This window comes from Rhodococcus sp. BUPNP1 (assembly GCF_002215235.1).
Taxonomy (GTDB): Bacteria; Actinomycetota; Actinomycetes; order Mycobacteriales; family Mycobacteriaceae; genus Rhodococcus.
The window spans coordinates 52,603-78,120 of the sequence record NZ_NERM01000012.1 but is presented as its reverse complement, the minus strand read 5'-3'; the positions used below and the strand labels follow the sequence as shown (position 1 = coordinate 78,120).

Sequence of the window (25,518 nt, the reverse complement as noted above, 5' to 3'; positions counted from 1 at the left end):
ATCGTTCGACCAAATTATGGTGCGAGCCACATACCGGCTATCGGAAGGACCGCGACCGCAATGGCAACTTCGCAGGACGTCGTACTGAGCACGCGCGACGGAAACGTCGTGACCTGGACGATCAACCTTCCGGAGGCGCGCAACCCGATCTCGGGTGACGACGTCGTCGACCGTCTCGTCGAACTCGTCGAGGAGGCCAACCGCGACATCGACACCCGCGTCGTCATCCTCACCGGCGCCGGATCGGCCTTCTCCGCCGGCGGCAACGTCAAGGACATGGACGAGCGTCGCGGCATGTTCGGCGGCGCACCCCACGCCCTGCGCGAGGGCTACCGCCGCGGCATCCAGCGCCTGCCCCGGGCCATCTACCACTGCGAGGTCCCGATCATCGCCGCCGTCAACGGACCCGCCGTGGGTGCCGGCTGCGACCTCGCGATGATGTGCGACATGCGGATCGCCTCGTCGAAGGCGTTCTTCGCGGAGAGCTTCGTCAAGCTCGGCATCATCCCCGGCGACGGCGGCGCCTGGCTGCTGCCGCGCGCGGTCGGTGCGGCGCGCGCCGCCGAGATGGCCTTCACCGGCGACCGCGTCGACGCCGCGACCGCCCTCGACTGGGGCATGGTCTCGCAGGTCGTCGAACCCGAACAGCTCCTCGACGCCGCGAACGCGCTCGCCGCTCGCGTCGCCGTCAACCCCCCGAACGCACTGCGCATGACGAAGAAGCTGCTGCGCGAGGGCCAGCGCGTCGATCTCGACACGCTCCTCGAACTGTCGGCCTCCCTCCAGGCGCTCTCGCACCACAGCGAGGACCACCGCGAAGCCCTCTCGGCGTTCCTCGAACGACGCACCGGCGACTTCACCGGCAACTGACCTTCCCTCTCCTTCCCCCACACCCCGGAGGACACACCATGCAGCGGACGATCTTCACCGAAGAACACGAGCAGTTCCGGAAGATGGTGCGCGACTTCATCGAACGTGAGGTCGCGCCGCATCGCGAGGAATGGGACGAGATGGGTCGTCCGCCCCGCGACTTCTTCCGCCGGCTGGGCGAACTCGGCATCCTGGGTATCCAGGTCCCCGAGGAGTACGGCGGAGGCGGCGAGTTGAGCTTCAAGTTCAACACGATCGTCTTCGAAGAGGTTGCGCGCGCCGGAGTCTCGTTCGGCTCCTACACCGTGCACGCCTGCCTGATCCTGCCCTACCTGCTCGAGTACGCGACCGAGGAGCAGAAGCAGCGCTGGCTGCCCGGCTTCGCCGACGGCTCGATCATGACCGCGATCGCGATGACCGAGCCCGGCACAGGCTCCGACCTCGCCAACATCGCGACCTCGGCGAAGCTGTCCGAGGACGGCAAGCACTACATCATCAACGGCGCGAAGACCTTCATCACCGGCGGCGTCACCGCCGACCTCATTCTGACGGTCTGCCGCACGAGCCCGTTCGATCCCGAGAACCGCCGCGGCGGCCTGTCGATCATCGCGGTGCCCACCGACAGCGAGGGCTTCGCGGTGGGCCGCAAGCTCGACAAGATCGGCCTGCACCAGCAGGACACCGCCGAACTGTCGTACACCGACGTCAAGGTGCCGGTCGAGAACCTCCTCGGCGAGGAAGGCGCGGGCTTCGGGTACCTCACCCACAACCTGCCGCAGGAGCGTCTGAGCATCGCCCTGAACCAGGTCGGCTTCGCCGAGGCCGCCATCGCGCACGCGATCGCGTACACCAAGGAGCGCAAGGTCTTCGGCAAGCCGGTCGCCTCGTTCCAGAACACGAAGTTCGTGCTCGCCGAGTGCTCGGCCGAGACCCAGGCCGCGCGTGTCTACGTCGACCACTGCCTCGAACTGCTCGACCGCAAGGAACTGACGGTCGCCGATGCGGCCCGCGCCAAGCTGTTCTGCACCGAGGTCTCCGGTCGCGTCATCGACAAGTGCCTGCAGCTGCACGGCGGTTACGGCTACATCACCGAGTACCCGATCGCCCGACTCTACGCCGACACCCGCGTGACCCGGATCTACGGTGGCACCAGCGAGGTCATGAAGACGATCATCTCCAAGGACCTGGGGCTGTAGGCATGTACCCGGGCCGTTACGCCGCGGTCGCCCCGGACCGGCCCGCCGTGCACGAGGCCGCGACCGGGCGGACGCTCACCTATCGGGAACTCGAGGACGCGTCCGTCCGGTTCGCGCACTGGCTGCGCGCGCACGACGTCGGCAGGGGCGACCACATCGCGGTGATCACCGTCAACGACCTGACGGTGTTCGAACTGTACTGGGGTGCACTGCGTTCCGGTGTCTACATCACGCTGGTGAACAGGCACCTCGCACCCGCCGAGGCCGCGTACATCGTCGACGACTGCGACGCGAAGGTGCTCGTCGTCTCGGCGCCGCTCGCCGAACTCGCAGAGGCGATCGCGCCGCTCAACCCGAAGGTGACGCACCGCATCGCCTTCGGAGGTCGGGTGCCCGGACATCTCGTGTACGAAGAGGAGGTGGCCGGTCTTCCCGTCACCCCCATGGCGGACCAGCCTCGCGGCAGCGACATGCTGTACTCCTCCGGCACCACCGGGCGCCCCAAGGGGATCAAGCCCGCGCTCACCGGTGCGCAGGTGGGGGACGAGCCGGGTTCGCCGCTGCTGAAACAGGTGCGCCGCTTCGGCTTCGACGAGAACACCGTCTACCTGTCGCCGGCACCGATCTACCATTCGGCGCCGCTGCGGTACAGCGTGTCGACGCAGGCGCTCGGCGGCACGGTCGTGCTCATGGACCGGTTCGATCCCGAGCTCAGTCTCGCGTGCATCGAGCGCTATCGCGTCACCCACAGCCAGTGGGTGCCCACGCATTTCGTGCGCCTGCTGAAACTGGCCCGCGAGGTCCGGGAGCGCTACGACCTGTCGTCGATGCGGTGCGCGCTGCACTCGGCGGCTCCGTGCCCGGTCGAGGTCAAGCAGGAACTCATGCGGTGGTGGGGCGAGATCGTCTACGAGTACTACTCCGCGACCGAGGCGATCGGCAACACCCTCGTCACCCCACAGGAATGGCTGCGCAAGCCGGGCACCGTCGGGAAGACCGGTGGCCCGGGCACACTCGGCCTGGCCCGCATCTGCGACGAGAGCGGCAACCGGCTGCCCACCGGTGAGATCGGCACCGTCTACTTCGAACGGGACGACTTCTCGTTCGAATACCACAAGGATCCGGAGAAGACGGCGTCCACGAGGCACCCCTTCGAAGGTAACTGGTACACCACCGGCGACATCGGATATCTCGACGAGGACGACTACCTGTTCCTCACCGGGCGCGACAAGTTCACGATCATCTCGGGTGGGGTGAACATCTACCCGCAGGAGATCGAGAACGTCCTCGCGCTGCACCCGTCGATCGCGGACGTCGCGGTGGTCGGTGTGCCGGACGCGGACCGCGGTGAACGCGTCGAAGCGTTCGTGCAGCTCGTCCCCGGCGCAGAGGGATCGGACGAGCTCGAGGACGAGATCATCGGGTTCTGCCGGGAACGCCTCTCGCGTTTCAAGTGCCCCCGGCACGTGCGGTTCGTCGACGAACTGCCGCGCACGCCGACGGGCAAGATGGTCAAGGGCAGGCTCGGCGAGCTGATCGCGCAGTACGCCGATACGGGAGCGTTGTCGTGAGAGTGCTGTCGCCGAAACAGCGCGTCTTCATCGAGGCGGGCCGGAAGGAATTCGTGCGCAACGGATACGGCTCGTCGTCGATCCGGACGATCGCGCAGGAAGCCGGCGTGAGCCTGTCCGCGCTGTACTACCACTACAAGAACAAACAGGATCTGCTGCTGGCGATCCTGCTCGACGGTGTCGACACCTACGACGCGGTCTGCGACGCCGAACTCGCCCGCGCCGGCGACGATCCCGTCGAGCAGATCCGCGCGTTCGTCAGGGGGAACGTCATCTTCCGCACGCAGTTCCCCGAGCAGGGTCGCATGATCGCGACGGAAGTGCGCAACCTCGAACCCGAGGGTGCGCGACTGTACGAGGAACGCCGGCGTGCCGGCCGGAGACGGATCCGCGACATCATCGATCGCGGTGTCGCACAGGGTGTCTTCACCACGAAGTACCCCGACGACTGCCGCCGGTCGATCCTGGCGATGGTCTCGGCGATCGCCAACTGGTACGACCCCGCGGGCCCGGACGGCCCGGACGAGATCGCCGAACGCTACGCGGACCTGTCGCTGGCGCTGCTGTGTCCCACCATCACCGGTGGAGAAGGAGATTCACGATGAGTGCACGAGTCGTGCCGAGGGCGGGCACTCCCGACCCGGCACTGACGGAACTCCGTGCCGAGGTACGGGCGTTCTTGAAGGAACAGATCGACGCGGGCGTGTTCACCCCGGGCATCGACACCTGGCTGACGCGATGGAACCCCGAGTTCACCCGCGCGCTCGCCGCTCGCGGCTGGGTGGGTATGACGATCCCCGTCGAGTACGGCGGACACGGACGGACCTTCATGGAGCGCTTCGTCGTCACCGAGGAGCTGCTCGCGGTGGGCGCTCCGGTCGCCGCCCAGTGGGTCGCCGACCGTCAGGCCGCACCGTCGCTGTTGAAGTACGGCACCGAGGAGCAGAAGAAGCGGTTCCTGCCGGGCATCGCGGCCGGTGAGATCTGCTGGGCCATCGGCATGTCCGAGCCCGACTCCGGATCCGACCTCGCGAGCGTCAAGACGAAGGCCACGCAGGTGGACGGCGGGTGGCGGATCTCCGGCACCAAGCTGTGGACGTCCGGGGCGCACCACGCCGATGCCTTCTTCGGCCTCGCGCGCTCCGCACCGCTCGATCCGGCGCACCGCCACGACGGGCTGAGCCAGTTCATCGTGCTGCTCGACTCCCCGGGCGTGACCATCCGCCCGATCCTGTCGATGTCCGGCGACCACCACTTCAACGAGGTGCTGCTCGACGACGTCTTCGTCCCGGACGACCTGGTGCTCGGGCAGATCGGTGCCGGCTGGGAACAGGTGACGAGCGAGCTCGGCTACGAGCGCAGCGGTCCCGAGCGTTTCCTGTCGACCTTCGGGATACTCGAATCCCTCGTGCACGGTGTGGCCGACGGCAGCGTCGAGGCGGACACCCGCATCGGAGCGACCATCGGGCGCATGGCGGGCCTGCACCGCATGTCCACCGCGGTCTCCGAGTCCCTCGAACGCGGCGAGAACGCCGAACTCGCGGCGTCGGTCGTGAAGGTGCTCGGCACGAAGACCGAGGGTGATCTGGCAGATCTCGCCGATGAGATCGCGGGATACACCGCGGCCGACAACCATCTGGCCGAGCTCGTCCGGGCAGGTGTCATGCAACGACCGGGCTTCACACTGCGCGGCGGCACGAGCGAGATCCTCCGTGGGGTCATCGCACGAGGATTGGGGATGAGATGAGCGGACAGGACGCACTGCAGTCGACGGAACTACGCGACTTCGCACAGATGCTGTCCGAGGTGTTCACCTCGGGTGACGACCATCGGATCGGTGAGGTCGTCGAACTCGATCGTGCCCTGTGGAGCACCCTCACCGAGCTCGGCCTCGATCGGCTCACCGGTTCGGAGGAGAGCGGCGGAAGCGGCGCGGGATGGTTGGAGGCCGCCCTGTTGCTCGAAGCCGCCGGCAGCGCCGCTGCTGCCGTGCCGGTCGCCGAGAACGATCTGCTCGCGGGCTGGCTCCTCGACCAGGCGGGCCTCGATGCGGCGCCGGCCGTGCGCACTGCCGCGGTGCTCGACGCCGACGGCCGCGCGCGCCACGTGCCGTGGGCCCGGTTCGCGGATTCGATCGTCGTGCTGTGGCAGTCGCCGCAGGGATGGCAGGTCGCCGAGGTCGCACACGGCGACGTCGAGATCGTCGAGGCCGTGAACCTGGCGGCGGAGCCCCGTGATCACGTGCGCGTCGACCTGTCGGCACTGTCGGGACGCGACGTTCCGGCGGGCACCGCCGACGAGTTCCGCTACCGGGGTGCGCTCGTCCGCGCACTGGCCACCGCGGGCGCGATGGATCGGATCCTCGAGCTCGTCGTCGACCACACCACCGCGCGCGTGCAGTTCGGTCGTCCGCTGGGCAAGTTCCAGGCGGTGCAGGCGCTCGTCGCCGACATCGCCACCGAGGCCTCGCTCGTGCACGCCGCCGCGGATGGCGCCGTCGATGCCGTTCTCGCCGGAGGTTTCGGTGACGCGTCGACCCGCTTCGCGATCGCAGCGGCCGCCTCGTGCGCCGGACATGCGGCCTCGGTCGTCGCCCGCAACGCGCATCAGGCGCTCGGCGCGATCGGCTTCACGATGGAACACGAGCTGCATCGGCACGCCAACCGGATCCTGTCGTGGCGCAGCGAATTCGGAACGGTCGCGTCGTGGGACTCCGAACTGCTCGCCGCGGCCGGCGAGGCCGGGGACGTGTGGGCGTTGATCACCGGCGGCCCCACCCGCTGACGGGTATTCGTCGCCGTATCAGGCGGCGGACGCGCTCCCCACGAGGCCGACTTCGGTGCGGTCGGTGACGTCGAGGTCGGGAGCGAGGATGTCGAGCAGCATGCGCACCTGACGTGTGGGTGCGACGACGTGGAAACGGCCGGGCCGGATGTGATCGGCATCGGCGAGTGTCGAGGCGACCTCGGAGTACATGAAGGTCACCTCGGACAGGTCGACGACGACGTGATCGCCCGAGTGTGCGAGGTCGCCGAGAGTGGAGGCGAACTCCGCTCGGGCGGTCATGTCGAGATCGCCCTTCGCTCGCAGGACACTGCAGCGACGGGACGGCGAGTGGACGTCGAGGCGGTAGCGCGGCGCTCGGGGGACGGTCGCTGCACCGGCTCGTGAGAGTGCCCCGGTGTCGGTGATGATCCTGCGGGTGGTGCTCGTACGTGTGCTCATTGCGGTCTCCTGTCGGCGTGGATTCGTGCCGTCCGGTGCGGGCTGGATCATGAGCAGGCGGTCGGCCTGCTGTGGTCATCAGCAGGCGGTCGGCCTGCCGTGGTCACGGTGGGAAGTGGGTCGCGGTGAGAACTCGCCTCGGGCTTGCACAGAGCCTGTCCGACGGAGGTCGCTTCGCGACGACCCGTTCCATAACGGAACGATAACGCAACATCACGATTCTATAACGTAGGCGTTCTGAGCTGCGGAAATATCCTATGTTCCCGGCTCCGTCGGCCCGAGCGGACGATCGGTGGCCGGAGATGGGATGCTGGATCCATGAGCGCTGTTCCTGCCGACGCTGCCGCCGACGCGGAGGCCGCGTTCGGCGGCCTCGTCGTGGAGACGGAGCTTGCCCCGATCCACCGGCTCGACAGCGGTGCGTTGTCCGCCGTCGAACTGCAACTGCGTGGTCCGGAAGGATCATCGTTGCACGACGCCACTGCGCTGAGTGAGGCCGCTCGGGCCATGCACCAGAAGTCGGAGCTGGACCGTATCAAGTGGCGCAGGGCCGGCCTGCATGCCGGGTCGGCGGTCGCGCACCTGGTGACCGTCGATCTCGATTCCCTCGACGAACTCGGCGCGCTCGACGAGCGCCGGAACCCGACGACGGTCGCTCTCATCACCGAGCAGGCACTGATCGCCAGTCCCGCCGAGACGCTGCGCACCATCGCGGCGGCGCGCACCGCCGGCATGCTCGTCGCGGTGGACGGTGTGGGAGCGCGTGCCCAGGCCCTCGCGCTGCTGCCGCTCGTCGAACCGGATGTGATCATCACGGCGCCGGCTCTGATCGCCCGTGCGGCCGACGCCTCGACAGCGAGGATCGCGCACGCCGTCGCCGCGTACATCGAATCCAGCAGCGCGGTCGTCATCGCGCAGGGCGTCGATTCGGAACTGCATCGCCGCCGCGCCCTGGGGCTGGCCGCCGAATACGGGATGGGCGCGCTGTATCCGGCGGTGGCTGCGAGCGGAGATGCCGCGCAATCGGATTCGGACGTCGAGCCCATGTCGCTGCGTCCGCGACCTGCCGTTCCGGACGATCCCGAACTCACCCCCTTCGCCCTGGCGTCCGAAGGGCGCAGGCGCACGCGCAGTTTCAAGCGGCTTCTGGTGTCGATGAGCAAGCTGCTCGAGACCAATGCGGTGGGAGCCGGACCGGAGACGATCGTGCTCGGCACCTTCCAGCGCGCCGAGCACTTCACGCCGACTTCACGGGCACGATGGGCGCAGCTCGCCGAGCAGGTCGCGTACACCGGGGTCTACGGCGTCGGAATCGATCCCTACGTCGACTCCGCGGTGCACCACGCGCCGTTGGACCCGGACGATCCGATGGTCGACGAATGGAACGTCGTCGTCCTCGGCCCGCACTTCGCGTGCGTGCTCGCCGCGCTCGACATGCACACCGACGCAGCGGATCTCGACCGCGAATTCCACTACGTGCTGTCCTACGACCGCGGCACCGTCATCCGGTGCGCCCACAGCATCCTGGCGCGTTTCGAAGGGTGACCCGCGGGGGAGCGGCTCAGGACGACGGCGGGATCTCCAGGGATACCGATCGGGGACGGGACAGGGTCGCGCGCGCCGCACGGGCGACGGCCTCCCGGTCGTAGGAGACGACGTACTCGAATTCCCGCTCACCGCCGGCAGTTCGACGGTGCAGGTCGAGCGCCGAGAGTGCGCACGCGAACGACTCTCCCAGGAGGATGACGTTCCACTCCTCGACGAGTGGATCGTGCGGTTCGATCGGGACGAGGTCCGGGCCCGAGTCGCTCGTGCCGAAACCGACCGCGAAGACCGCCACGTGCGCGAGGGTGTCGGACATCGACATCCATCGCCTGCGCGCAGCTCCGGTGAAGTGGTCGTGGTGTTGGAAGGTGCCGAGGGCCACCGTGTCGGGTCCTGCCTCCCCGGCCCGCGCCTCGAGATCGGCGCTCATGGAGACCAGCAGCCCCTTGCCGCTCCGCACGCGTTCCCGCCCCGCCGACAGGATGCGGAAGGGCGTGGCGGTCGCGTCGTCGAGCGGTGCGCTCCAGGAGGGTTGCCGGAACAGCTCACCGCGCGGCGACGAAGGATCGGCCTCACCCTGTAGCGCTGCACCGCAACCGAAATCGATACCGTGGGCGAGGGCTGCCCGGCGATGCAGGTCGGAGTCGATACCCTCGGCGAGAACGACGGAGTTCGTGCGCTCGCAGTGGGCCCGCAACGACAGCAGGGTCGTGGCGGCCCGCAGGTCGGATGCGACGAGCGCCTCGGCCGGTACGACGACCACCTCGGGCTCCACCAGGGCAAGGACGACCGTGGCGCGGGACGTCGATTCCGCGATGCGGACCGCCACGGCGAATCCGCGCTCGCGCACAGCGGCGATCCCACGCAGGACCGTCGGAGGGTCGGCGAACACCTCGTGCTCGTCGACCAGCGCGACGGCAGCGCGACCGGCCGCACTCTCTGCGGTGCCGTGTGCGAGGCCGGACAACGGCATCAGGACGGGGACGTCCCGACCCCCGCCGGAATCAGCCGCGGTCAAGGGCATCACGGCTGCGACGACCGTGCCGTCCACGAGGTCGTGGATCGCGCTCGCGTGCATCACGTGCCGCCTTCCCGCATCACGGCGGTCCGTCCGCCGGGCATCACACCGGACGCGCACAGGGACCGCCGAGAGCAGGATCCGGTGCGTCGTCCGCTGCGGACATCCTGCCAGCCGCCGCGCCGGTGACATCGACGGCCTTCGGCGGACTCGGCCGGGCGATCACCGCAGATACAGGCGGACCTTGTCGATCTCGTTGCGCAGCAGGTCGATCTCCTCGGCGGTGGGATCCTCGGTCAGCGTCAGCTCGTCGGAGACCTTCAGATCCCAGCCGGTCGCGGTGCGGACCTGGTCGACGGTGACACCGCGGTGGATGCTGGTCAGTTCGAGTTCGTCGAAGGGATCCTGCCGAGACAGCACGCCGAGGCTGGTGAACACCTTCGTCACCCCGCGCCCGCGCGGCATGATGCCGACGCCCGCCTCACGGGCGCGCACCGGACTCGGGGTCGTGCAGAAGTCCAGTTCGGCGGGGAAGGCGCTCGGATCGTGGCGTCGCATGATCACGAACACCTCGCCGGCGTTGGGCATGATCTCGACGGCTCCACCGCCGCCGGGCAGGCGCACGGTGGGCTTGTCCCAATCACCGATGATGCTGGTGTTGAGGCTGCCGTAGCGATCGATCTGCGCCGCACCGAGGAAGCCGACGTCGACGTTGCCGCCCTGCAGCACGTACCCGAACAGCGACGCCATGGACACGACCGATTCGGCGCCGGAGACCACGACGGAATCGGCGATGCCCTCGGCCATCGCCTCGGGATGCGCCCCGCAGACGCCGGATTCGTAGATCAGCTCGACGTCGGGGTTCGAGGTGCGGGCGGCGAGGTCGACGGCGAGGGTGGGCAGACCGACCCCGGCGAAGACCCGGGCCTTGCCGGCCAGTTCCCGCGCGGCGACGGAGACGATCAGTTCGGTGGTGGAGAAGGTTTCGGTGGTGGTCACTTTCGGCTCCCGTAGTCGACGGTCCCGGAGGGGCGCGGGGCGACCTCGAGGTCGGCCCAGTACTCCTCGCCCAGTTTCTCGAGGTATTCGGCGTGGTCGCCGGTGGTGAGGACCCATTCCTTCAACCAGGTGCGCAGTTGCTGGGGGTCCTTGCTGATCGCGGTCCAGCGGCGGTAGAACGCGCAGTCACGGTCGTAGTAGCCCTGCGCGTAGGAGGGGTGCGCTCCGCGCGGGCACAGCACCACCGCGTCCACCGCGTGTGACGGCACGAGGGTACGGCTGGGGTCCGAGCGGATCACGTCGTCGTCGACGATCTCCTCGACCACCACGATGGCCTTCTTCGCGGCGTAGACCGCTTCCTGCTGGACGCCGGCGATGCCCCAGATCTGGACGTTGCCCGAGCGGTCGGCGCGCTGGGCGTGGATGATCGTCACGTCGGGGTTCAGCGGAGGCACGACGTAGACGCTGCCGCCGCCGAAGGGATCGTCGACGAGGCGGATGTTCGGGTTGATCTTCGGCAGGTCGCTGCCGGCGTACGAGCGCAGTGGGAAGAAGGGCAGCCCGGCGGCGCCGGCCTGGTAGCGGCAGACCATGCCGTAGTGGCTGTACTCCTCGACTTCGAGTGCGACGGGGTCGTGGTTCTCGATGCGCCGGCGGATCTCGTAGAGGGATCCGGCCGAGCCGCTCGCGAAGAACGACGCGACGAGCTTCGACACGCAGTCGGCGGCGATGAGCTGATCGGAGATGATGTCGGGGGTCATGCGGCACAACGTCAGGTCGCGCCTGCCCTGCCGGATGATCTCGTGCGCCGCCGCGAACGGGATGAGGTGCGAGAACCCCTCGAGGGCAACGGTCATGCCGTCCTCGACATAGGTGGCGATCGCCTCGCGCATGGTCATGAGTTTGTCCGGCATACCGGTCGTCCTCCGTGTGGTCGGTACTTCGGTGTCGGATATCAGGCGCCCGCAGGCGTGATAATCGACGGGTGGAGATCCAGCAGGTGAAGGCGTTCCTCGCGGTGGCGGAGGAACTGCATTTCGGTCGGGCGGCGCAACGGCTGCACATGGCCCAGCCGCCGCTCAGCCGCACGATCCGCAGACTCGAGAAGGAACTCGGAGCCGAACTCTTCGAACGCAACACCCGCAGCGTGCGGTTGACGGAGAGCGGTCGAGCGCTCGTCGAACCGGCCCGGAACATCCTCGACGCCTGCCGGCTGGCCGAGATGGCGGTGACCGCCGCGGGGTCGGGTCAGACCGGCAGGGTCCGTATCGGTTTCGCCGGTTCGTCCTCGCACTATCTCGTGGGTCGATGGGCGAAGCTCGTGCGACGCACCCATCCCGGTATCGAATTCGTGCTCGACAGTTCGGCGTACGCGAGCGAGGCACTCAACAAACTGGCCGCGGGAAAGCTCGACATCGGCATCGTGCGCCTGCTGTTCTTCCCGCCGGGGATCGCGTCGCGCGTCGTGGCCCGCGAGGACCTCGTCGTGGCGCTGCCCAAGGAACATCCCCTCGCCGACCGGGAGCAGGTCCGGCTCGAGGACCTCGCGGACGAGGCGTGGGTGATGCTGCCCGCCGAACCCGGATCGATGCTGCGCGAGCTGTTGCTCCGCCTCGCCCACGATGTCGGCTTCACACCCAGAATCGTTCAGAGCGCCCCGGATTCGCTGTCGCTGATCGCCCTGGTCTCGGCCGGGGTCGGATGTTCGATGACGGTCTCGTCGGTTGCGGCGAACGTCATCAACCCCGAGGTCGTGTTCGTTCCCCTCGCCGATCATCCCGAGCCGCTCGACGTGCGGCTGGTGTGGCGGGAGGACGACGACAGTGCCGCGCTGCGAGAGGTTCTCCGCCTCTCCGAGGAAGCGCTGCCGACTCCGGAGTGACCGGAGCCGGCCGGCAACTGCGCCGGCCGGCCCCGAGTGCGAGGGATCCGTCCTAGGCATGGACGCGATCTCGTGGGGTGTCGTCGGAGCGAGGGGTGTCCTCGGTGCCCGGCGTACGGCGGTCGCGCTCGGCTGCCTCCGACTGCTCGAGGGCGAGTTCGTCGGCGTCGGACTTCTCGGCGACCGACGGTGCCTTCGGGTCGTATCCGGTGCGCTTGAGCAGCGCCAGGGTGCACACGAGGGAGACCGCTGCGTAGCAGGCCGCCGCGATGGCCACACCGGTGACGTCACCCGACGAGTTGAGCAGGTACTGCGCGAGCACCGGGGTGCCACCACCGACGATCAGCGAGCACAGCTGGTAGGCGAGCGACAGGCCCGAGTAACGGATGTTCGCCGGGAAGGCGCGGGCCAGGATGCCGGCGATCGCGCCGTAGAACATCGAGTGCGGAATCGTCGCGAGGCACATACCGATCGCGGCGATCGCGAAGGTCTCGGTGCGGATCGCGAAGAACATCGCGGGCATGAGGAACAGCTCCGGGACGATCATCAGGAGCATGGCCTTGCGCATGTCGATCTTCGACACCAGCACGGCACCGAAGGGCTGCACGATGAACTGCACCACGAGGGCGATCGCGATGATCGCGAGGAAGGTGCCGCGCTCGTAGCCGAGTTCGCTCGTCGCCCACGACAGCGCGAAAGTGTTCTTGAAGTAGGTCACCTGGGCGAGGGGCAGTGCACCGGCACCGAGCAGGACCAGGACCCAGTGCTTGCGCAGCACTTCCTTGATCGGGAGCTTGACGGTCTTCTTGCGCGCCAGAACGGCTTTCATCGCGTCCGACTCTTCGAGCTTGAGACGGATGATCAGGCCGACGGCGACCAGGACACCGGAGAGCAGGAACGGGATGCGCCAGCCCCACATCATGAACTGCGGGGTGGGCAGCGCGGCGAGGAAGAAGAACGCCATCGTCGACAACAGGTTGCCGGCGGGCGAACCCTGCTGCGCGAACGCCGAATACAGGATTCCCTTGCCCTTCGGGGCGTTCTCGCTGGCGATGAGGACGGCACCGCCCCATTCACCACCGACCGCGACGCCCTGCACGATGCGCAGGAAGACCAGCAGGACCGGCGCCCACATCCCGATCTGCGCGTAGGTCGGGAGCAGGCCGATGCCCACCGTCGCGATGCCCATCATGACGAGCGTGATGACGAGGGTGTTCTTGCGTCCGATGCGGTCGCCGAGATGGCCGAAGATGACACCACCGAGCGGGCGGGCGAGGAAGCCTGCCCAGAGTGTGACGAACGCGAGGAGGGTCGCGACACCGCTCGAGAGTTCGTCCGAGAAGAAGATCTGGCCGAACACCAGAGCGGCGGCCGTGCCGTAGATGTAGAAGTCGTACCACTCGATGGTGGTGCCGATGAAGGAGGCGATGCCGGCCTTACGGGCCTTCTTCGCGATCTCCTGATCGGTGGGTGTGGACGAACTCATGCGCCCTCCGTCTCTTACGCCCCCGACGAGGCGGGTGGAATGTGGTCTGCGTCTCATCAGAGAGTGGCAGGGCTCGGCTTTCCAGTCCAATACCCAATAGAACGCGGATCGATACCCCAGAGGTATTACCGGGGAGTCGGTGTTCGGCCTGGTAGACATACAGCGACGCCGGACGGGAACCGCGGACGCGAAAGGACACACGGGTGACGAGCGACGGAACCAATCGGAGCGAGGTCGAGGTTTCTGCAGGCCTGCCGCTGGAGGGCATCACCGTGGTGAGCCTCGAACAGGCGGTCGCCGCACCCCTCGCGACGCGCCATCTCGCGGATCTCGGCGCCCGGGTCGTCAAGGTCGAACGGGTCGGCGACGGCGACTTCGCCCGCGCCTACGACAGCGCCGTGCAGGGGTTGGCCGCCCACTTCGTGTGGCTCAACCGCGGCAAGGAATCCTTCGCCGTGGACCTGAAGGCGTCCGAGGGCATCGACGCGGTGAAGAAGCTGATCCGCGGCGCCGACGTCTTCCTGCAGAATCTCGCACCCGGCGCGGTGGAGCGTCTCGGACTCGGTGCCGACGACCTGCGTGCGGACCACCCGGAACTCGTGGTGGTCAACATGTCGGGATACGGCACCGACGGGCCGATGCGCGACCGCAAGGCCTACGACATGCTCGTGCAGTCCGAGACCGGCCTGTGCTCGATCACCGGCACGCCCGAGACGGCGGTGAAGACGGGCATCCCCACCTCCGACATCGCCGCGGGCATGTACGCGCTCACCTCGATCCAGGCGGCGCTGCTGCGCCGGCACCGCACCGGCGTGGGCGCGACGATCGACGTGTCGATGTTCGATGCCACCGCCGAGTGGCTCGGCTACCCGATGTACCTGCAGATGTACCAAGGACGCCAGGTTCCGCGGATGGGTCTGTCGCACACCTCGATCGCGCCGTACGACAAGTACCCCACCTCGGACGGCGAGATCCTTATCGGCGTGCAGAACGACCGGGGCTGGCGCACGCTCACCGACGTGCTCGGCATGCCCGAACTGGGCGACGACCCGCGCTACGCCACCAATCTCGAGCGGGTGCGTCGCCGCGAGGAGGTCGACGCGCTGGTCGGGCAGGCCACCAAGCAGTTCACCAGCGCGGAGCTCGACGAGAAGCTCGCCGACGCCGGTGTGCCCGCCGCGCAGTTGCGGGATCTGCGCGGGCTCATCGAGCACCCCCAGCTCGCGACGCGCGATCGCTGGCGTGAGGTGCAGACCGAGGCGGGTCCGGTGCGCGGCATCCTGCCGCCGATGAACTTCCGCGACGTCGAACTGCCGATGGGTGCGGTGCCGGGTCTCGGTCAGCACACCGACACGGTGCTCGCCGATCTCGGGCTGACCGACGAGCAGATCGAGGGCCTGAAGAAGGCCGGCATCGTCGGCTGATCCGCCCTGCCCGGTCCGCTCAACCTCGTCTGCTCACCAAATGTGCGGCCATAGCTTTCGGTGCTTATAGGTATCCGAAGCGACTGGCATCGTCGATTCTGATGGATTCATGCTGCTCAGCGATTGACGATCCCCGCCGGGTACCGAAAAATGGCCGTACAAATACTCGTTCGACGAGTGCGGGTCCGCGATGGCCCGATGGGCAAGGAGGCGGCGATGTACGGATCCGGCGACCGTGACTGGGTGGTCGCGGCGCGGTGCCGCGGGGTGGACACGTCGATGTTCTTCCCTCAGCCCGAGGAGGGCCGCGGTGCGGTGCTCCGGGCCGAACGTCAGGCGAAGGAGGTCTGTCGCTCCTGCCCGGTGATCGACGCGTGCCGAGCGCACGCCGTGCGCACCGGAGAGACGCACGGCGTATGGGGCGGCATGAACTACGCCGAACGGCGAGCGTTCGAACGTGCGATGAAACTCGGTCGCCTCCAGTCGGTCTGACGTTGTCAGCCGACGTTGGTGACGGGGATCAGACCGCCGGTGATGGAGGCGCCCGCATCGGAGATCAGGAACTCGATGACCTTCGCGATGTCGGCCGGCTTCGACCAGCGGCTCGTGTCGGCGTCGGGCATCGCGGCGCGGTTGGCCGGGGTGTCGATGACGACGGGCAGCAGCGCATTGACGCGGATGTGGTCATCGCGGTACTCGAGCGCCATCGTCTCGACCAGCGCCGACACCGCAGCCTTGGAAGCGATGTAGGAGGCGCCGCCCGGGAAGGGATTGAGCGTCGCGGCGGTGGAGATGCAGACGATCGATCCACCGCCGCGGCGGATCAGGTGGGGCAGCGCCGCCTGGCTGACGGAATAGGCGGTGCGCAGGTTGAGATCGAGCTGGGAGTCGAGGACCTCGATCGGGGTCTCGTGCACCCGCGGTCCCGAGGTGAAGCCGCCGACGAGGTTGACGACGCCGAACAGGGGAGCGTCGGGGTCGTCGCACGCCAGGTTCAGGGCATCCTCGAGCTGTTGCTCGTCGGAGAGGTCGGCCTGGACGAGCTGCAGATTCGGATGCGTGCCGACGCGCTCGAGCTCGTCACGGACCAGCCACGGCACCACGACCCGCCATCCGGTGTCGAGGAGATGTTTCGTCACGGCGCTGCCGAGGCCGCCGGTGCCACCACTGACCAATACGGTGCGAGCCATCTGCCTGTATCCCTTTCGAGCGAGCCGTCTGCCGTGCTCCGACCGTACGTCGGTGCGCGAGAGGAACGATACCGCAAAACGGAAATGATGTTCTCATTCTTTTCGGCGTGCGGGACGGACGGCCCCTGAGCTGCAGCGACGGGTGGATGCGCTGCCCGCTGAACGACTTCGTACGAAGATCATGACGAACAAACGACGCAAGTGGAAGGACGGTCGATGACCGACATCGAGGCAGAATTCGTTCACATCGCAGGTCTGCGTGCCTACCTGGCCAGGCCGCTCGGCGGTGCCACCGGAGGAATGCTGCTGCTGCCCATGATCACCGGCATCGACGCCCAGGTCCGCGAGTACGCGCACGACATCGCCGGAACCGGTGTGACCGCGCTCGTCTGGGATCCCTGGCACGGACCGAGCGCCGACGACAGCTCGCGCGAGGAACTCGTGGAATTGATGCGGGGCCTCGACGACGAGAAGTGCCTCGCGGAGATGGCGACCCTGCTCGACCACGCCTTCGGTGAACTACGCCTGGAGAAGGTCGGCGTGATCGGGTGGTGCCTCGGCGGACGCCTCGCCCTGATCCTCGGCGCCCGCGACACGCGCGTCGCGAACGTCGTCGCCTACCACCCGTCGATCGCGGTGCCGCCCGCCCCGAACCACACGATCGACGCCGTCGAGCAGGCAGGTCGCGTCGCGGCACCCGTCATGGTGCTGCACGCCGGCGCCGACACGATCATGAGCGCCGAGACCTTCGCGAACCTGCAGGCGACGCTGCAACAGCGCGAGACCGGCGCGACCATCACCCACGTCTACCCGGGCGCCGAACACGGCTTCTCCTCCCGCGACCGGCACGGCAATCCCGTCAACGCCGACGCCTACGCCGTGTCGTGGCCGCAGGCGTTGAGCTTCATCGGGGACACCGTGAAGTCCTGACGTATTCGCTACAGAATCGGCTTTCCGCTACGGCAATTTGTTGTAGCGGAAAGCCGATCTTGTAGCGGATGGACAGAATTTTCGGGAGAAACGGTTGCACATGCGCGCGTGAGGGCCACGATGGAGCGCATGGCGTCGAGCGCGAAACTCGAACAGGTCGTCATCCGCATCGCCGGCGACTCCGGCGACGGCATGCAACTCGCCGGTGACCGGTTCACCGCCGAGGCGGCCGCCTTCGGCAACGACCTGGCCACACAACCCAACTTCCCCGCCGAGATCCGCGCACCTCAAGGCACTCTTCCCGGGGTCTCGAGCTTCCAGATCCAGATCGCCGATCACGACATCCTCACCGCCGGGGACCGGCCCGACGTGCTGGTCGCGATGAACCCGGCGGCCTTCAAGGCCAACGTAGGCGACCTGCCCCGAGGCGGCACCGTCATCGTCAACAGCGACGAGTTCACCAAACGGAACCTGAGCAAGGCCGGCTACGACGCCGACCCGCTCGGCACCGACGCCGTGGAGCACCTGACCGTCCACGCCCTGCCGATGAGCACGCTCACCACCGGAGCCGTCGAACCGGCCGGCGTCGGTAAGAAGGACGCGCAGCGCTCGAAGAACATGTTTGCGCTCGGTCTCCTGTCGTGGATGTACGGGCGGCCGATCGCGCCGGTCGAGACGTTCCTCGAGCGCAAGTTCGCGTCGAAACCCGACATCGCGCACGCGAACGTCCTCGCCCTGCGCGCCGGCTGGAACTACGGCGAGACCACCGAGGCGTTCGCCGCGACCTACGAGGTGGCCCGCGCGTCGCTGCCACCCGGGACGTACCGGCAGATCACCGGCAACACCGCCCTCGCCTACGGTCTCGTCGCGGCGGGTCGCGCGGCGGGGATGGACGTCTTCCTCGGCACCTATCCGATCACGCCGGCCTCCGACATCCTCCACGAACTGAGCAGACTCGGACGCTTCGGAGTGCACACCTTCCAGGCCGAGGACGAGATCGCGGGTATCGGCGCCGCGATCGGCGCGTCCTACGGCGGTGCGCTCGGGATCACCAGCACGTCGGGTCCGGGGATCGCCCTGCAATCCGAGGCCATCGGTCTGGCGGTGATGACCGAGCTGCCGCTGATCGTCGTCGACGTCCAGCGCGGCGGACCGTCCACGGGCCTGCCGACGAAGACCGAACAGGCCGACCTGATGCAGGCGATGTTCGGCCGCAACGGCGAATCGCCCGTCGCGATCGTCGCACCGCAGTCGCCCGCCGACTGCTTCGACGCCGCACTCGAGGCCGCGCGCATCGCCATCACCTACCGCACGCCGGTCATGCTGTTGTCCGACGGTGCGATCGCCAACGGATCCGAACCGTGGCGGATCCCCGACATCGACGACCTGCCCCGCATCGATCCGCGCTTCGCCGCGTCGCCGGGCGACGACGACCCCGGCTATCAGCCCTACGCCCGCCATGCCGACACCCTCGCCCGCGACTGGGCGATCCCCGGAACCGCAGGTCGCGAGCATCGGATCGGCGGACTCGAGAAGGCCGACGGCACCGGCGACATCTCCTACCACCACACCAACCACGAGCTGATGACCCGACTGCGGGTCGCGCGGGTGGCGGGCATCGACGTCCCGGATCTCGACGTCGACGACCCCACCGGCGACGCCGAGGTACTGGTGCTCGGCTGGGGTTCGTCGTACGGGCCGATCGGGGAGGCCGTGCGCCGTGCCCGGCGGGCCGGGCATGTCGTCGCCCGCGCACACCTCCGGCATCTGGCGCCGATGCCGAAGAACCTCGGCGACGTGCTCGGCCGCTACCGGCGTGTGCTGGTCCCCGAGATGAACCTCGGCCAGCTGTCGTTCCTGCTGCGGTCGCGGTTCGACGCCGACATCCAGCCGGTGACGAAGGTGACGGGCATGGCGTTCCGCGCCGACGAACTCCACGACGCCATCGAGGCCGAGTTCGCCGGAACACTCGCCGACACCGAACGATCCCGGACACCGGCTGCGGTCGCCTCCTCGACGAAACTCGACCCCACAGCAGAGAGGGCACGAGCATGACCGGACTCCTCGGCCACGATCTCGGACTCCGCCCGCACACCGACGCACTCGACGGTGTGCCCCGCACGGACGACCCGCAGAAGGCGAAGGACTTCACCTCCGACCAGGAGGTGCGGTGGTGCCCGGGCTGCGGCGACTACGTCATCCTCGCGACGGTCCGCAGCCTGCTGCCCGAATTGGGTGTCCGGCGTGAGAATCTCGTGTTCGTCTCCGGTATCGGATGCTCGTCGCGGTTCCCCTACTATCTCGACACCTACGGTGTGCACTCGATCCACGGCCGCGCCCCGACGCTCGCAACCGGTCTCGCGGTGACGCGTCCGGATCTGTCGGTGTGGGTCGTCACCGGCGACGGCGACGCCCTGTCGATCGGCGGCAACCATCTCGTCCATGCCCTGCGCCGGAACGTGAACATGCGGATCCTGTTGTTCAACAACCGGATCTACGGCCTCACCAAGGGGCAGTACTCGCCGACCTCGGAGGTCGGCAAGGTCACCAAGTCCTCACCCGGCGGGTCGGTCGACGCGCCGTTCAACACCCTGTCGCTCGCGCTCGGCGCCGAAGCGTCCTTCGTCGCGCGTGCTCTCGACTCCGATCGCGCCGGGCTGACGGAGGTCCTGCGCGCGGCGGCACATCATCGCGGTGCGGCCTTCGTCGAGATCCTGCAGGACTGCCCGATCTTCAACGACGGGTCGTTCGACGTGCTGCGCAAGGACGAAGCGCCGTCGCACCTGATCCCGCTACGGCACGGCGAACCGATCATCTTCGGCATCGACGACGAGCTGTGCGTCGTCCGAAAGGGTTTCGGCCTGCGGGTGGTACAACGCTCCGAGGTGGACGCCGCCGACATCGTCGTGCACGACGCGCACACCGACGACCCCGAATACGCATACGCGTTGTCGCGGCTGTCGGACCAGGACCTTCGCTACGTCGTCACAGGGATCGTGCGGCAGGTCGCGCGGACGACCTACGACGACGCCGAACGCGCCCGGGTGCGGGTCGCGCAGGAGTCCGGCACCGCAGACCTGCAGCAGTTGCTGCGGGGCGACAACACGTGGACCGTGCCCTGACGCCGGCATCCGCTACCGTCCTGGCCATCCGCGACGGCAATCTGCTGTAGCGGAGGGCCGACGTTGTAGCGGGTGTCTATCGGCGGGGCTTCGGCGAGACGTTCATGGTGATGCGGGCCGAGACGAAGACCTTGCCCTCGGCATCCGAGATATCCACGGGGACGACGAGTTCGGTGGGCTCGTCGGGGAAGTCCGGGATGTCGTCGAGCCGGGCGACCGCGGTGACGGCGGTGGTCGCCTTCGACTTGTACTCCACGGTCATCCCGACGGGGATCCAGCGGTGGGTGGCGGGGACGGTGGCGTCGGTCATCATGCCGCCGGCGATCTCGGCCATGTTGCACGACGCGATCGCGTGATAGGTCCCGAGGTGGTTGTGCACGCTGCGCCGATTCGGTGCGGTGACCCGGCACAGACCCGGCCGCAGTTCGTGGATGAGCGGATGGATGCTGCGGAAGTAGGGCGCCTTGAAACACACTGCCTGGGTGAACAGCCAGTTCCCGAACGGCACGCGCTGCAGTCTGTTCCAGATGTCGAGGTTGGTCGTCATGACGGATGTCCTTGTCGGTCGGGCGATCAGCGTGGTGCCGGATCGGGTGGGGTGAGGGCGAGGACGGCTCGAACGGCCGCGGCGAGGCGGTCGCGGACGGCGGGCGTGGGGTCCCGTCGTCCCCGCAGGAGCAGGGCGGCAGGGAGTTCGACGACGCAGTCGCGGATCACCGCCACCGCTTCGCGATCGGCGCGGTCCCACACGCCACGGGCGAGCCGGACGAACAGGGCCGTGAGCGCGTCGTCGAGAGCATTCAGCTGTGTGGCGACGTCGTTCGGGACGTCGCCGGAGCCGAGGACGTCCGCGCGACGCACGGCGAGCAGGAAGTGCCCGGAGACGGGGTAGCGGATCGAGTACTCGGCGGGCGCGTCGGCGGCAGCGACGACGGCCTCGACGGCGTTCTGTGGCGCCGACCCGGTGGCGAGGGTGCGGTCGACGGCGTCGCGTTGCAGGTCGAGGAAGCGCCGGGCCGCGCGCAGCCAGACGTGTCCCATCAGCCCTGCCCGCGACCCGAAGGCGTGGTAGATCGCGCCGTTGGACACCGACGTCGCTTCGGAGAGTGCGCGGACGGTGGCGGCAGCGGGGCCGGATTCCACTGCGAGTGCCTCGGCTGCGTCCATCAGCCGGTCGAGGTTGTGGGTGCGTGTGCGCGCCATGCCCAGACAGTAACAGAGCGCGTGCTCTGGAATGGCCGGAAGAGGTGGATCCGCTACCGTCCTGGATATCCGCTTCGGGACACTGCTGAAGCGGATGACTGGCGTTGTAGCGGATCAGGAGTGGTGGACGACGCGACCGGCGATGACGGTCGCGCGGACCGCGTCTCCGGTGGGGGCCGCGAGGGCGTCGGCCAGGGGACGGTCGAGCAGGACGAGATCGGCCGGCGCGCCGACCCGCACGCGGCGAGCAGCGCCACCGGGGTCGTCGAGCGGCGCCAGATACCGGGCCAGCGCGGTCGCGGCAGGAATGCGTTCGTCCGCCCCGACGGCGTCACCGGTCGGGCACGTGCGGGAGACCGCGGCGGAGATCACCGCCCACGGGTCGGCGGGGCCGTAGGGGGCATCGCTGGACAGCGCGACCGGCACGTCGCCGTCGAGGAGGCTTCGGCAGCGATAGAGGTCGGGCAGGTCGACGGCGGGCACGTCGCGGAGATAGGCGTCGCCGCGGTCGGTGAGGAAGCCTGGTTGGGTGACCACCTGCAGGCCCAGGCGTCGCAGGTCGTCGATCGACTCGGCCGGGATGAGGGCGCCGTGTTCGATACGGTCGCCGGGGACGGTGCCCACCTCGGTGAGGACGGCGAGCAGGATCGCGAACGCCTCGCGACTGACGCAGTGCACCGCCACCCCGCGACCGGCATCGTGGGCACGGCGGATCGTCGTCGCGAGGTCGTCGAGGTCGGGCAGTCCGGAGTCGGCGAGCACGATCTTGTACGGACCCGCGGCGAACGTCTCCGAGCCGACGAAATCCAGTGGTGCACCGAGAAGTCGGATATGTTGCGGGACGCACCTGTCGACGTGGGAAGCGCGGAGGTGCTCGAGGGTCGACGGGGTGAGGTCGGGCGTCGCGTCGGTGAGGCCGGTGATGCCGTAGGACGCGAGTTCGGCGCCCACGTCTGCGAGCGACGGTGGGCCGGTGTCGGGCAGTCGGTCGCGGAGCCACGTGTCGGCGCGCCACACCCGTCCTGTCGGCCGTCGCTTCTCGTCGCGTTCGACGCCGGGGTGATCAGCCGTTGCGAGTCCCGTGAGTGCGGCGGCGGTGGAGTTCAGGAACCACACTGCGCCGCTTCGATGTTGGATGCGCACGGGACGCTCGGTGTGCAACGCATCGAGAGAATCCGAATCCAGCAGACCGGCAACCTCTTCCGAGTAGCCGACACCCCGGATCCATCCGTCGCCGGCCGCGGTTGCGAGTGCGCGGGCAAGTTCGTCGGCGGTGCGGACGGCAGGTGGACCACAGCGGACCGACGCGCGGTCGGCCGCGAGAGCGTGCAGGTGGATGTGGTGGTCGTGCAGACCCGGAAGCAGTGCGCCTCCATTGCCGTCGACGAATTCGGCGTACGCGGGCACCGAGATTTCCGGCCCGATGACCGCGACGACCCCATTGCGGATGAGGACATCGGTTCCGCCGACACCGTCGACCTCGACGTCGCGGACGACGAGGACGCTCACGATCGGATGCCCAGATCGGTGAGTACGCGCTGGGTGTCGCGCCCGGATTCGGCGACCTCACCGGAGATTTCACGCTTCTGTGGTTCGGCGACGGCAACGACGCCGCCCGCTGTCTGCAGCACCCACTGCTCCCCGTCACGGATGGCGGGTTGCGAGATGGTCGTGGGTTCGTCGAGAGTCGCCGCGACGACAGCGGACATCGAGATGTCCCAGAGCTTTCCGCGCTCGTCGGGTGACGCCGACATGGCCAGCGCCGCCGCGGTGAGACCCGTGAGGGGATCGGCGATCGCATCACCGACGAAGACGGGACCCTCCGCGTCGTACGCGATCAATCCGGCGGAGGCGGCGATGTCGTCGCCGAAACCTACACGGTGCGAATCCCGTCCGTGCGCGGTGATCGAGATCCACGTGGTGCCGTCGTCGACGGCCTTCACCGCGTCGAGGCCGAAACCGGCGAGTGCCCGCGGTCTCGACGCTTCGATCACGATGTCGGCCGCTGCCACCAGTTCCGCGAGTTCGCGTCGCTGCGTGTCGTCGGCCGGGTCGAGCACGACCGATTCGTGCCCGCCGTGCAGGAGTCGATAGAAGTCGGCATTGCCGCGACGCGCACCGTCCGGCCGCGACGGCGTCTCGACCTTGACGACGCGCGCACCGGCGAGACCGAGCAGATGCGCACACAGCGGCCCGGCCCACAGTGCGCTGAAGTCGACGACGAGCAACCCGTCGACCGAGCGGGGCTCCGACGGCGTCAGGGAAGCGGCTACACCGTGGACGACAGGCCCCGCCGCGATCCCGAGCAGTTCGGCACGCTCGGCCAGCTCCGCCCCGGTGTGTTCGACGAGCCAGTCGGCGACGGCAAGCCACGGATCGCCGGGGATCTCCTCGCCGATCAGGGCGCCGAGCAGGAGCGGGTCGTCGGGACGCGCGCACGAGACCGCCGCCCACCCGTCGGTCGTCGGCAACAGGCGACACGCACCTCCGGCGGAGACCGCTCCACCACGACGATGACCGGTGAACGCCGCACGCTCGGACAGCAGGCGTGCGCCGTCGATGTCGGCGACGTCACCGGAGGCAGCGGTGATCCAGGCGGAGAGTTCGCGGGCGGCGGTGGCAGCGCGACCGGGTGGGAGCAGTGGGGGACCGTCGACTCTGCCGGTCAGAGAGGCAATTCCGCTGTCGGCCCAGTCGCGTACCGGGTCTGCGGCGAGGTCGGTGGCCACGACCGTGATGTTACATTTCGTGCCGGATGGGGCCTGGTGGAGTACAAGGACGGACCACATGGATACGGCACGAGCGATGCTTCTCTCCGCTGCGGACCTGGCGAACGGCGCGGCAGGAGAGCTCCTTCTCGGTGAGGGCGGTGCCGTGTCCCGGCCGATGGTCGTCGTCGACCTCGACGCAGGCGTTCCCCTGATCGAGCGTGCCGTCGAGCAGGCCGCGCTGGCCGACCGGATCCTCGTCGGCCGCGCCACCCGCGAGATCCCCGCCGAGGTTCGTCCGTTGATCGACGCGCTCGACCTCACCTACGCGCCGGTCGCGCAGTCCCGCGGCGTGGTGGACACACCGGATCCGGACGCGAGCATCGCCGCCTTCGCCGAGGCGGTCGCCGCGAACCCGCAGGCCGCGCTGGTGGCACGGCAGGTCGTGCGGGCGTCCGAGACGCTCGCGGTGCCGGAAGCGATCGACGTGGAGTCGCTCGGCTACTCGACGTTGCAGGGCGGACCGGAGTTCGCCGCGTGGCTCGCCGGGCGCGGCCCGCGGCCCCTGCCGCCGCCCTCGGACGAACCGGTGCTGATCGCGCGCGACGGCGACCTCCTGCACATCACGCTCAACCGGCCCGAGCGCCGCAACGCCTACGGCACGGTGCTGCGCGACGCTCTCGTCGACGCCTTGCGACTCGCGATCCTCGACGACAGCATCGAACGGGTCGTGCTCGACGGGGCTGGGTCGTCGTTCTGTGCCGGCGGTGATCTCGACGAGTTCGGCCGCACGCCCGACATCACGCTCGCGCATTTCGTCCGCACGCGCGGGGGAGTGGGGCGTCTCGTCGCGCAACTCGCCGGTCGCATCGAGGTGCGCCTGCACGGTCACTGCATCGGCGCGGGTATCGAGATCCCGGCCTTCGCGGGCCGGGTGGTCGCGACTCCCGACACGGTCTTCCGCCTCCCGGAGGTCTCGATGGGGCTCATCCCCGGGGCCGGCGGGACGGTGAGCATCCCGCGGCGGATCGGCAGGTGGCGGTCGCTGCACCTGTTCGTCACGGCTGCGCCTCTCGACGTCTCCCGTGCACTCGATTGGGGATTGGTGGACGAGATCCGCGACGTGTGAACAATCTGTTGACAACAAGT

Annotated in this window: 24 protein-coding genes; 14 read left to right on the top strand and 10 right to left on the bottom strand. The window is 68.5% G+C overall.

Features of this window, described 5'->3' with window-relative positions:
* The first annotated feature begins 60 nt into the window (after window positions 1-60).
* The 6 genes from B9C99_RS14130 to B9C99_RS14105 are packed head-to-tail and all read left to right on the top strand — an operon-like array spanning window position 61 to window position 6,421.
* Window positions 61-870, top strand: coding sequence for a crotonase/enoyl-CoA hydratase family protein (locus tag B9C99_RS14130; RefSeq protein ID WP_016692352.1), 810 nt, complete (start codon window positions 61-63; stop codon window positions 868-870).
* Window positions 871-908: 38 nt separating this feature from the next.
* Window positions 909-2,066 (top strand): acyl-CoA dehydrogenase family protein, encoded by a 1,158-nt coding sequence (locus B9C99_RS14125; protein WP_088898303.1) that lies wholly within the window; start codon window positions 909-911, stop codon window positions 2,064-2,066.
* Window positions 2,067-2,068: 2 nt separating this feature from the next.
* Window positions 2,069-3,637 carry an acyl-CoA synthetase gene (locus B9C99_RS14120; protein WP_088898302.1) on the top strand — a complete coding sequence of 523 codons (1,569 nt, stop codon included), beginning with the start codon at window positions 2,069-2,071 and terminating at the stop codon, window positions 3,635-3,637.
* Window positions 3,634-4,242, top strand: coding sequence for a TetR/AcrR family transcriptional regulator (locus B9C99_RS14115; protein ID WP_253250075.1), 609 nt, complete (start codon window positions 3,634-3,636; stop codon window positions 4,240-4,242). Before B9C99_RS14120 ends, B9C99_RS14115 begins: the two co-directional genes overlap by 4 nt.
* On the top strand, window positions 4,239-5,384 hold the full coding sequence (locus B9C99_RS14110; protein WP_088898301.1) for an acyl-CoA dehydrogenase family protein: 1,146 nt from the start codon (window positions 4,239-4,241) through the stop codon (window positions 5,382-5,384). Before B9C99_RS14115 ends, B9C99_RS14110 begins: the two co-directional genes overlap by 4 nt.
* Entirely contained in the window at window positions 5,381-6,421 is a 1,041-nt protein-coding gene (locus tag B9C99_RS14105; protein ID WP_088898300.1) for an acyl-CoA dehydrogenase family protein, read from the top strand. Before B9C99_RS14110 ends, B9C99_RS14105 begins: the two co-directional genes overlap by 4 nt.
* Before the next feature lie 18 nt (window positions 6,422-6,439).
* On the opposite strand, the gene B9C99_RS14100 is transcribed toward B9C99_RS14105, so the two are convergent.
* Window positions 6,440-6,862 carry an STAS domain-containing protein gene (locus B9C99_RS14100; RefSeq protein WP_088898299.1) on the bottom strand — a complete coding sequence of 141 codons (423 nt, stop codon included), beginning with the start codon at window positions 6,860-6,862 and terminating at the stop codon, window positions 6,440-6,442.
* Window positions 6,863-7,180: 318 nt separating this feature from the next.
* Here B9C99_RS14100 and B9C99_RS14095 point away from each other — a divergent pair, with 318 nt between their 5' ends.
* Window positions 7,181-8,407, top strand: coding sequence for a DICT sensory domain-containing protein (locus B9C99_RS14095; protein WP_088898298.1), 1,227 nt, complete (start codon window positions 7,181-7,183; stop codon window positions 8,405-8,407).
* A gap of 16 nt (window positions 8,408-8,423) precedes the next feature.
* Here B9C99_RS14095 and B9C99_RS14090 read toward each other — a convergent pair whose 3' ends face one another.
* From B9C99_RS14090 to B9C99_RS14080, 3 genes are all read right to left on the bottom strand, one after another.
* A complete protein-coding gene (locus tag B9C99_RS14090) occupies window positions 8,424-9,485 on the bottom strand; it encodes a DICT sensory domain-containing protein (RefSeq protein ID WP_088898297.1) in 1,062 nt (353 codons plus the stop codon).
* 162 nt (window positions 9,486-9,647) lie between these two features.
* Complete coding sequence (locus B9C99_RS14085; protein ID WP_059384093.1) at window positions 9,648-10,424, bottom strand: CoA-transferase subunit beta; 777 nt, start codon at window positions 10,422-10,424, stop codon at window positions 9,648-9,650.
* Complete coding sequence (locus B9C99_RS14080; RefSeq protein WP_085470163.1) at window positions 10,421-11,338, bottom strand: CoA transferase subunit A; 918 nt, start codon at window positions 11,336-11,338, stop codon at window positions 10,421-10,423. The genes B9C99_RS14085 and B9C99_RS14080 overlap by 4 nt, the downstream gene beginning before the upstream one ends.
* Before the next feature lie 71 nt (window positions 11,339-11,409).
* On the opposite strand from B9C99_RS14080, the gene B9C99_RS14075 reads away from it, so the two are divergent.
* Window positions 11,410-12,306, top strand: coding sequence for a LysR family transcriptional regulator (locus tag B9C99_RS14075; protein WP_088898296.1), 897 nt, complete (start codon window positions 11,410-11,412; stop codon window positions 12,304-12,306).
* A gap of 52 nt (window positions 12,307-12,358) precedes the next feature.
* On the opposite strand, the gene B9C99_RS14070 is transcribed toward B9C99_RS14075, so the two are convergent.
* Window positions 12,359-13,792 carry an MFS transporter gene (locus tag B9C99_RS14070; RefSeq protein WP_088898295.1) on the bottom strand — a complete coding sequence of 478 codons (1,434 nt, stop codon included), beginning with the start codon at window positions 13,790-13,792 and terminating at the stop codon, window positions 12,359-12,361.
* A 203-nt stretch (window positions 13,793-13,995) separates the two neighbouring features.
* Between B9C99_RS14070 and B9C99_RS14065 the strand changes: the two genes are divergently transcribed.
* Together B9C99_RS14065 and B9C99_RS14060 are read left to right on the top strand one after the other, a co-directional pair.
* A complete protein-coding gene (locus B9C99_RS14065; protein ID WP_016692366.1) occupies window positions 13,996-15,216 on the top strand; it encodes a CaiB/BaiF CoA-transferase family protein in 1,221 nt (406 codons plus the stop codon).
* 198 nt (window positions 15,217-15,414) lie between these two features.
* The gene (locus B9C99_RS14060) at window positions 15,415-15,708 is read left to right on the top strand and encodes a WhiB family transcriptional regulator (RefSeq protein ID WP_088898294.1); all 294 of its coding nucleotides are present in this window, start codon (window positions 15,415-15,417) and stop codon (window positions 15,706-15,708) included.
* Between the two features lie 5 nt (window positions 15,709-15,713).
* On the opposite strand, the gene B9C99_RS14055 is transcribed toward B9C99_RS14060, so the two are convergent.
* Window positions 15,714-16,406 carry an SDR family NAD(P)-dependent oxidoreductase gene (locus tag B9C99_RS14055; RefSeq protein ID WP_016692368.1) on the bottom strand — a complete coding sequence of 231 codons (693 nt, stop codon included), beginning with the start codon at window positions 16,404-16,406 and terminating at the stop codon, window positions 15,714-15,716.
* 216 nt (window positions 16,407-16,622) lie between these two features.
* Here B9C99_RS14055 and B9C99_RS14050 point away from each other — a divergent pair, with 216 nt between their 5' ends.
* The 3 genes from B9C99_RS14050 to B9C99_RS14040 all read left to right on the top strand — a co-directional run bounded on the left by B9C99_RS14050 (window position 16,623) and on the right by B9C99_RS14040 (window position 20,458).
* Window positions 16,623-17,336 carry a dienelactone hydrolase family protein gene (locus B9C99_RS14050; protein WP_088898293.1) on the top strand — a complete coding sequence of 238 codons (714 nt, stop codon included), beginning with the start codon at window positions 16,623-16,625 and terminating at the stop codon, window positions 17,334-17,336.
* Window positions 17,337-17,456: 120 nt separating this feature from the next.
* A complete protein-coding gene (locus B9C99_RS14045) occupies window positions 17,457-19,391 on the top strand; it encodes a 2-oxoacid:acceptor oxidoreductase subunit alpha (protein ID WP_088898292.1) in 1,935 nt (644 codons plus the stop codon).
* Window positions 19,388-20,458 carry a 2-oxoacid:ferredoxin oxidoreductase subunit beta gene (locus B9C99_RS14040; RefSeq protein ID WP_088898291.1) on the top strand — a complete coding sequence of 357 codons (1,071 nt, stop codon included), beginning with the start codon at window positions 19,388-19,390 and terminating at the stop codon, window positions 20,456-20,458. Before B9C99_RS14045 ends, B9C99_RS14040 begins: the two co-directional genes overlap by 4 nt.
* Before the next feature lie 76 nt (window positions 20,459-20,534).
* On the opposite strand, the gene B9C99_RS14035 is transcribed toward B9C99_RS14040, so the two are convergent.
* The 4 genes from B9C99_RS14035 to B9C99_RS14020 form a co-directional block, all read right to left on the bottom strand.
* On the bottom strand, window positions 20,535-21,032 hold the full coding sequence (locus B9C99_RS14035; protein ID WP_172414963.1) for a hotdog fold domain-containing protein: 498 nt from the start codon (window positions 21,030-21,032) through the stop codon (window positions 20,535-20,537).
* Window positions 21,032-21,661: a TetR/AcrR family transcriptional regulator gene (locus B9C99_RS14030; RefSeq protein ID WP_088898289.1), complete on the bottom strand. Its 630-nt coding sequence runs from the start codon at window positions 21,659-21,661 to the stop codon at window positions 21,032-21,034. Before B9C99_RS14030 ends, B9C99_RS14035 begins: the two co-directional genes overlap by 1 nt.
* Before the next feature lie 114 nt (window positions 21,662-21,775).
* Window positions 21,776-23,170 carry an amidohydrolase family protein gene (locus tag B9C99_RS14025; RefSeq protein WP_088898288.1) on the bottom strand — a complete coding sequence of 465 codons (1,395 nt, stop codon included), beginning with the start codon at window positions 23,168-23,170 and terminating at the stop codon, window positions 21,776-21,778.
* On the bottom strand, window positions 23,167-24,390 hold the full coding sequence (locus B9C99_RS14020) for a CoA transferase (RefSeq protein ID WP_088898287.1): 1,224 nt from the start codon (window positions 24,388-24,390) through the stop codon (window positions 23,167-23,169). Before B9C99_RS14020 ends, B9C99_RS14025 begins: the two co-directional genes overlap by 4 nt.
* A gap of 58 nt (window positions 24,391-24,448) precedes the next feature.
* Here B9C99_RS14020 and B9C99_RS14015 point away from each other — a divergent pair, with 58 nt between their 5' ends.
* Window positions 24,449-25,498, top strand: coding sequence for an enoyl-CoA hydratase/isomerase family protein (locus B9C99_RS14015; protein WP_088898286.1), 1,050 nt, complete (start codon window positions 24,449-24,451; stop codon window positions 25,496-25,498).
* Window positions 25,499-25,518: the final 20 nt, after the last annotated feature.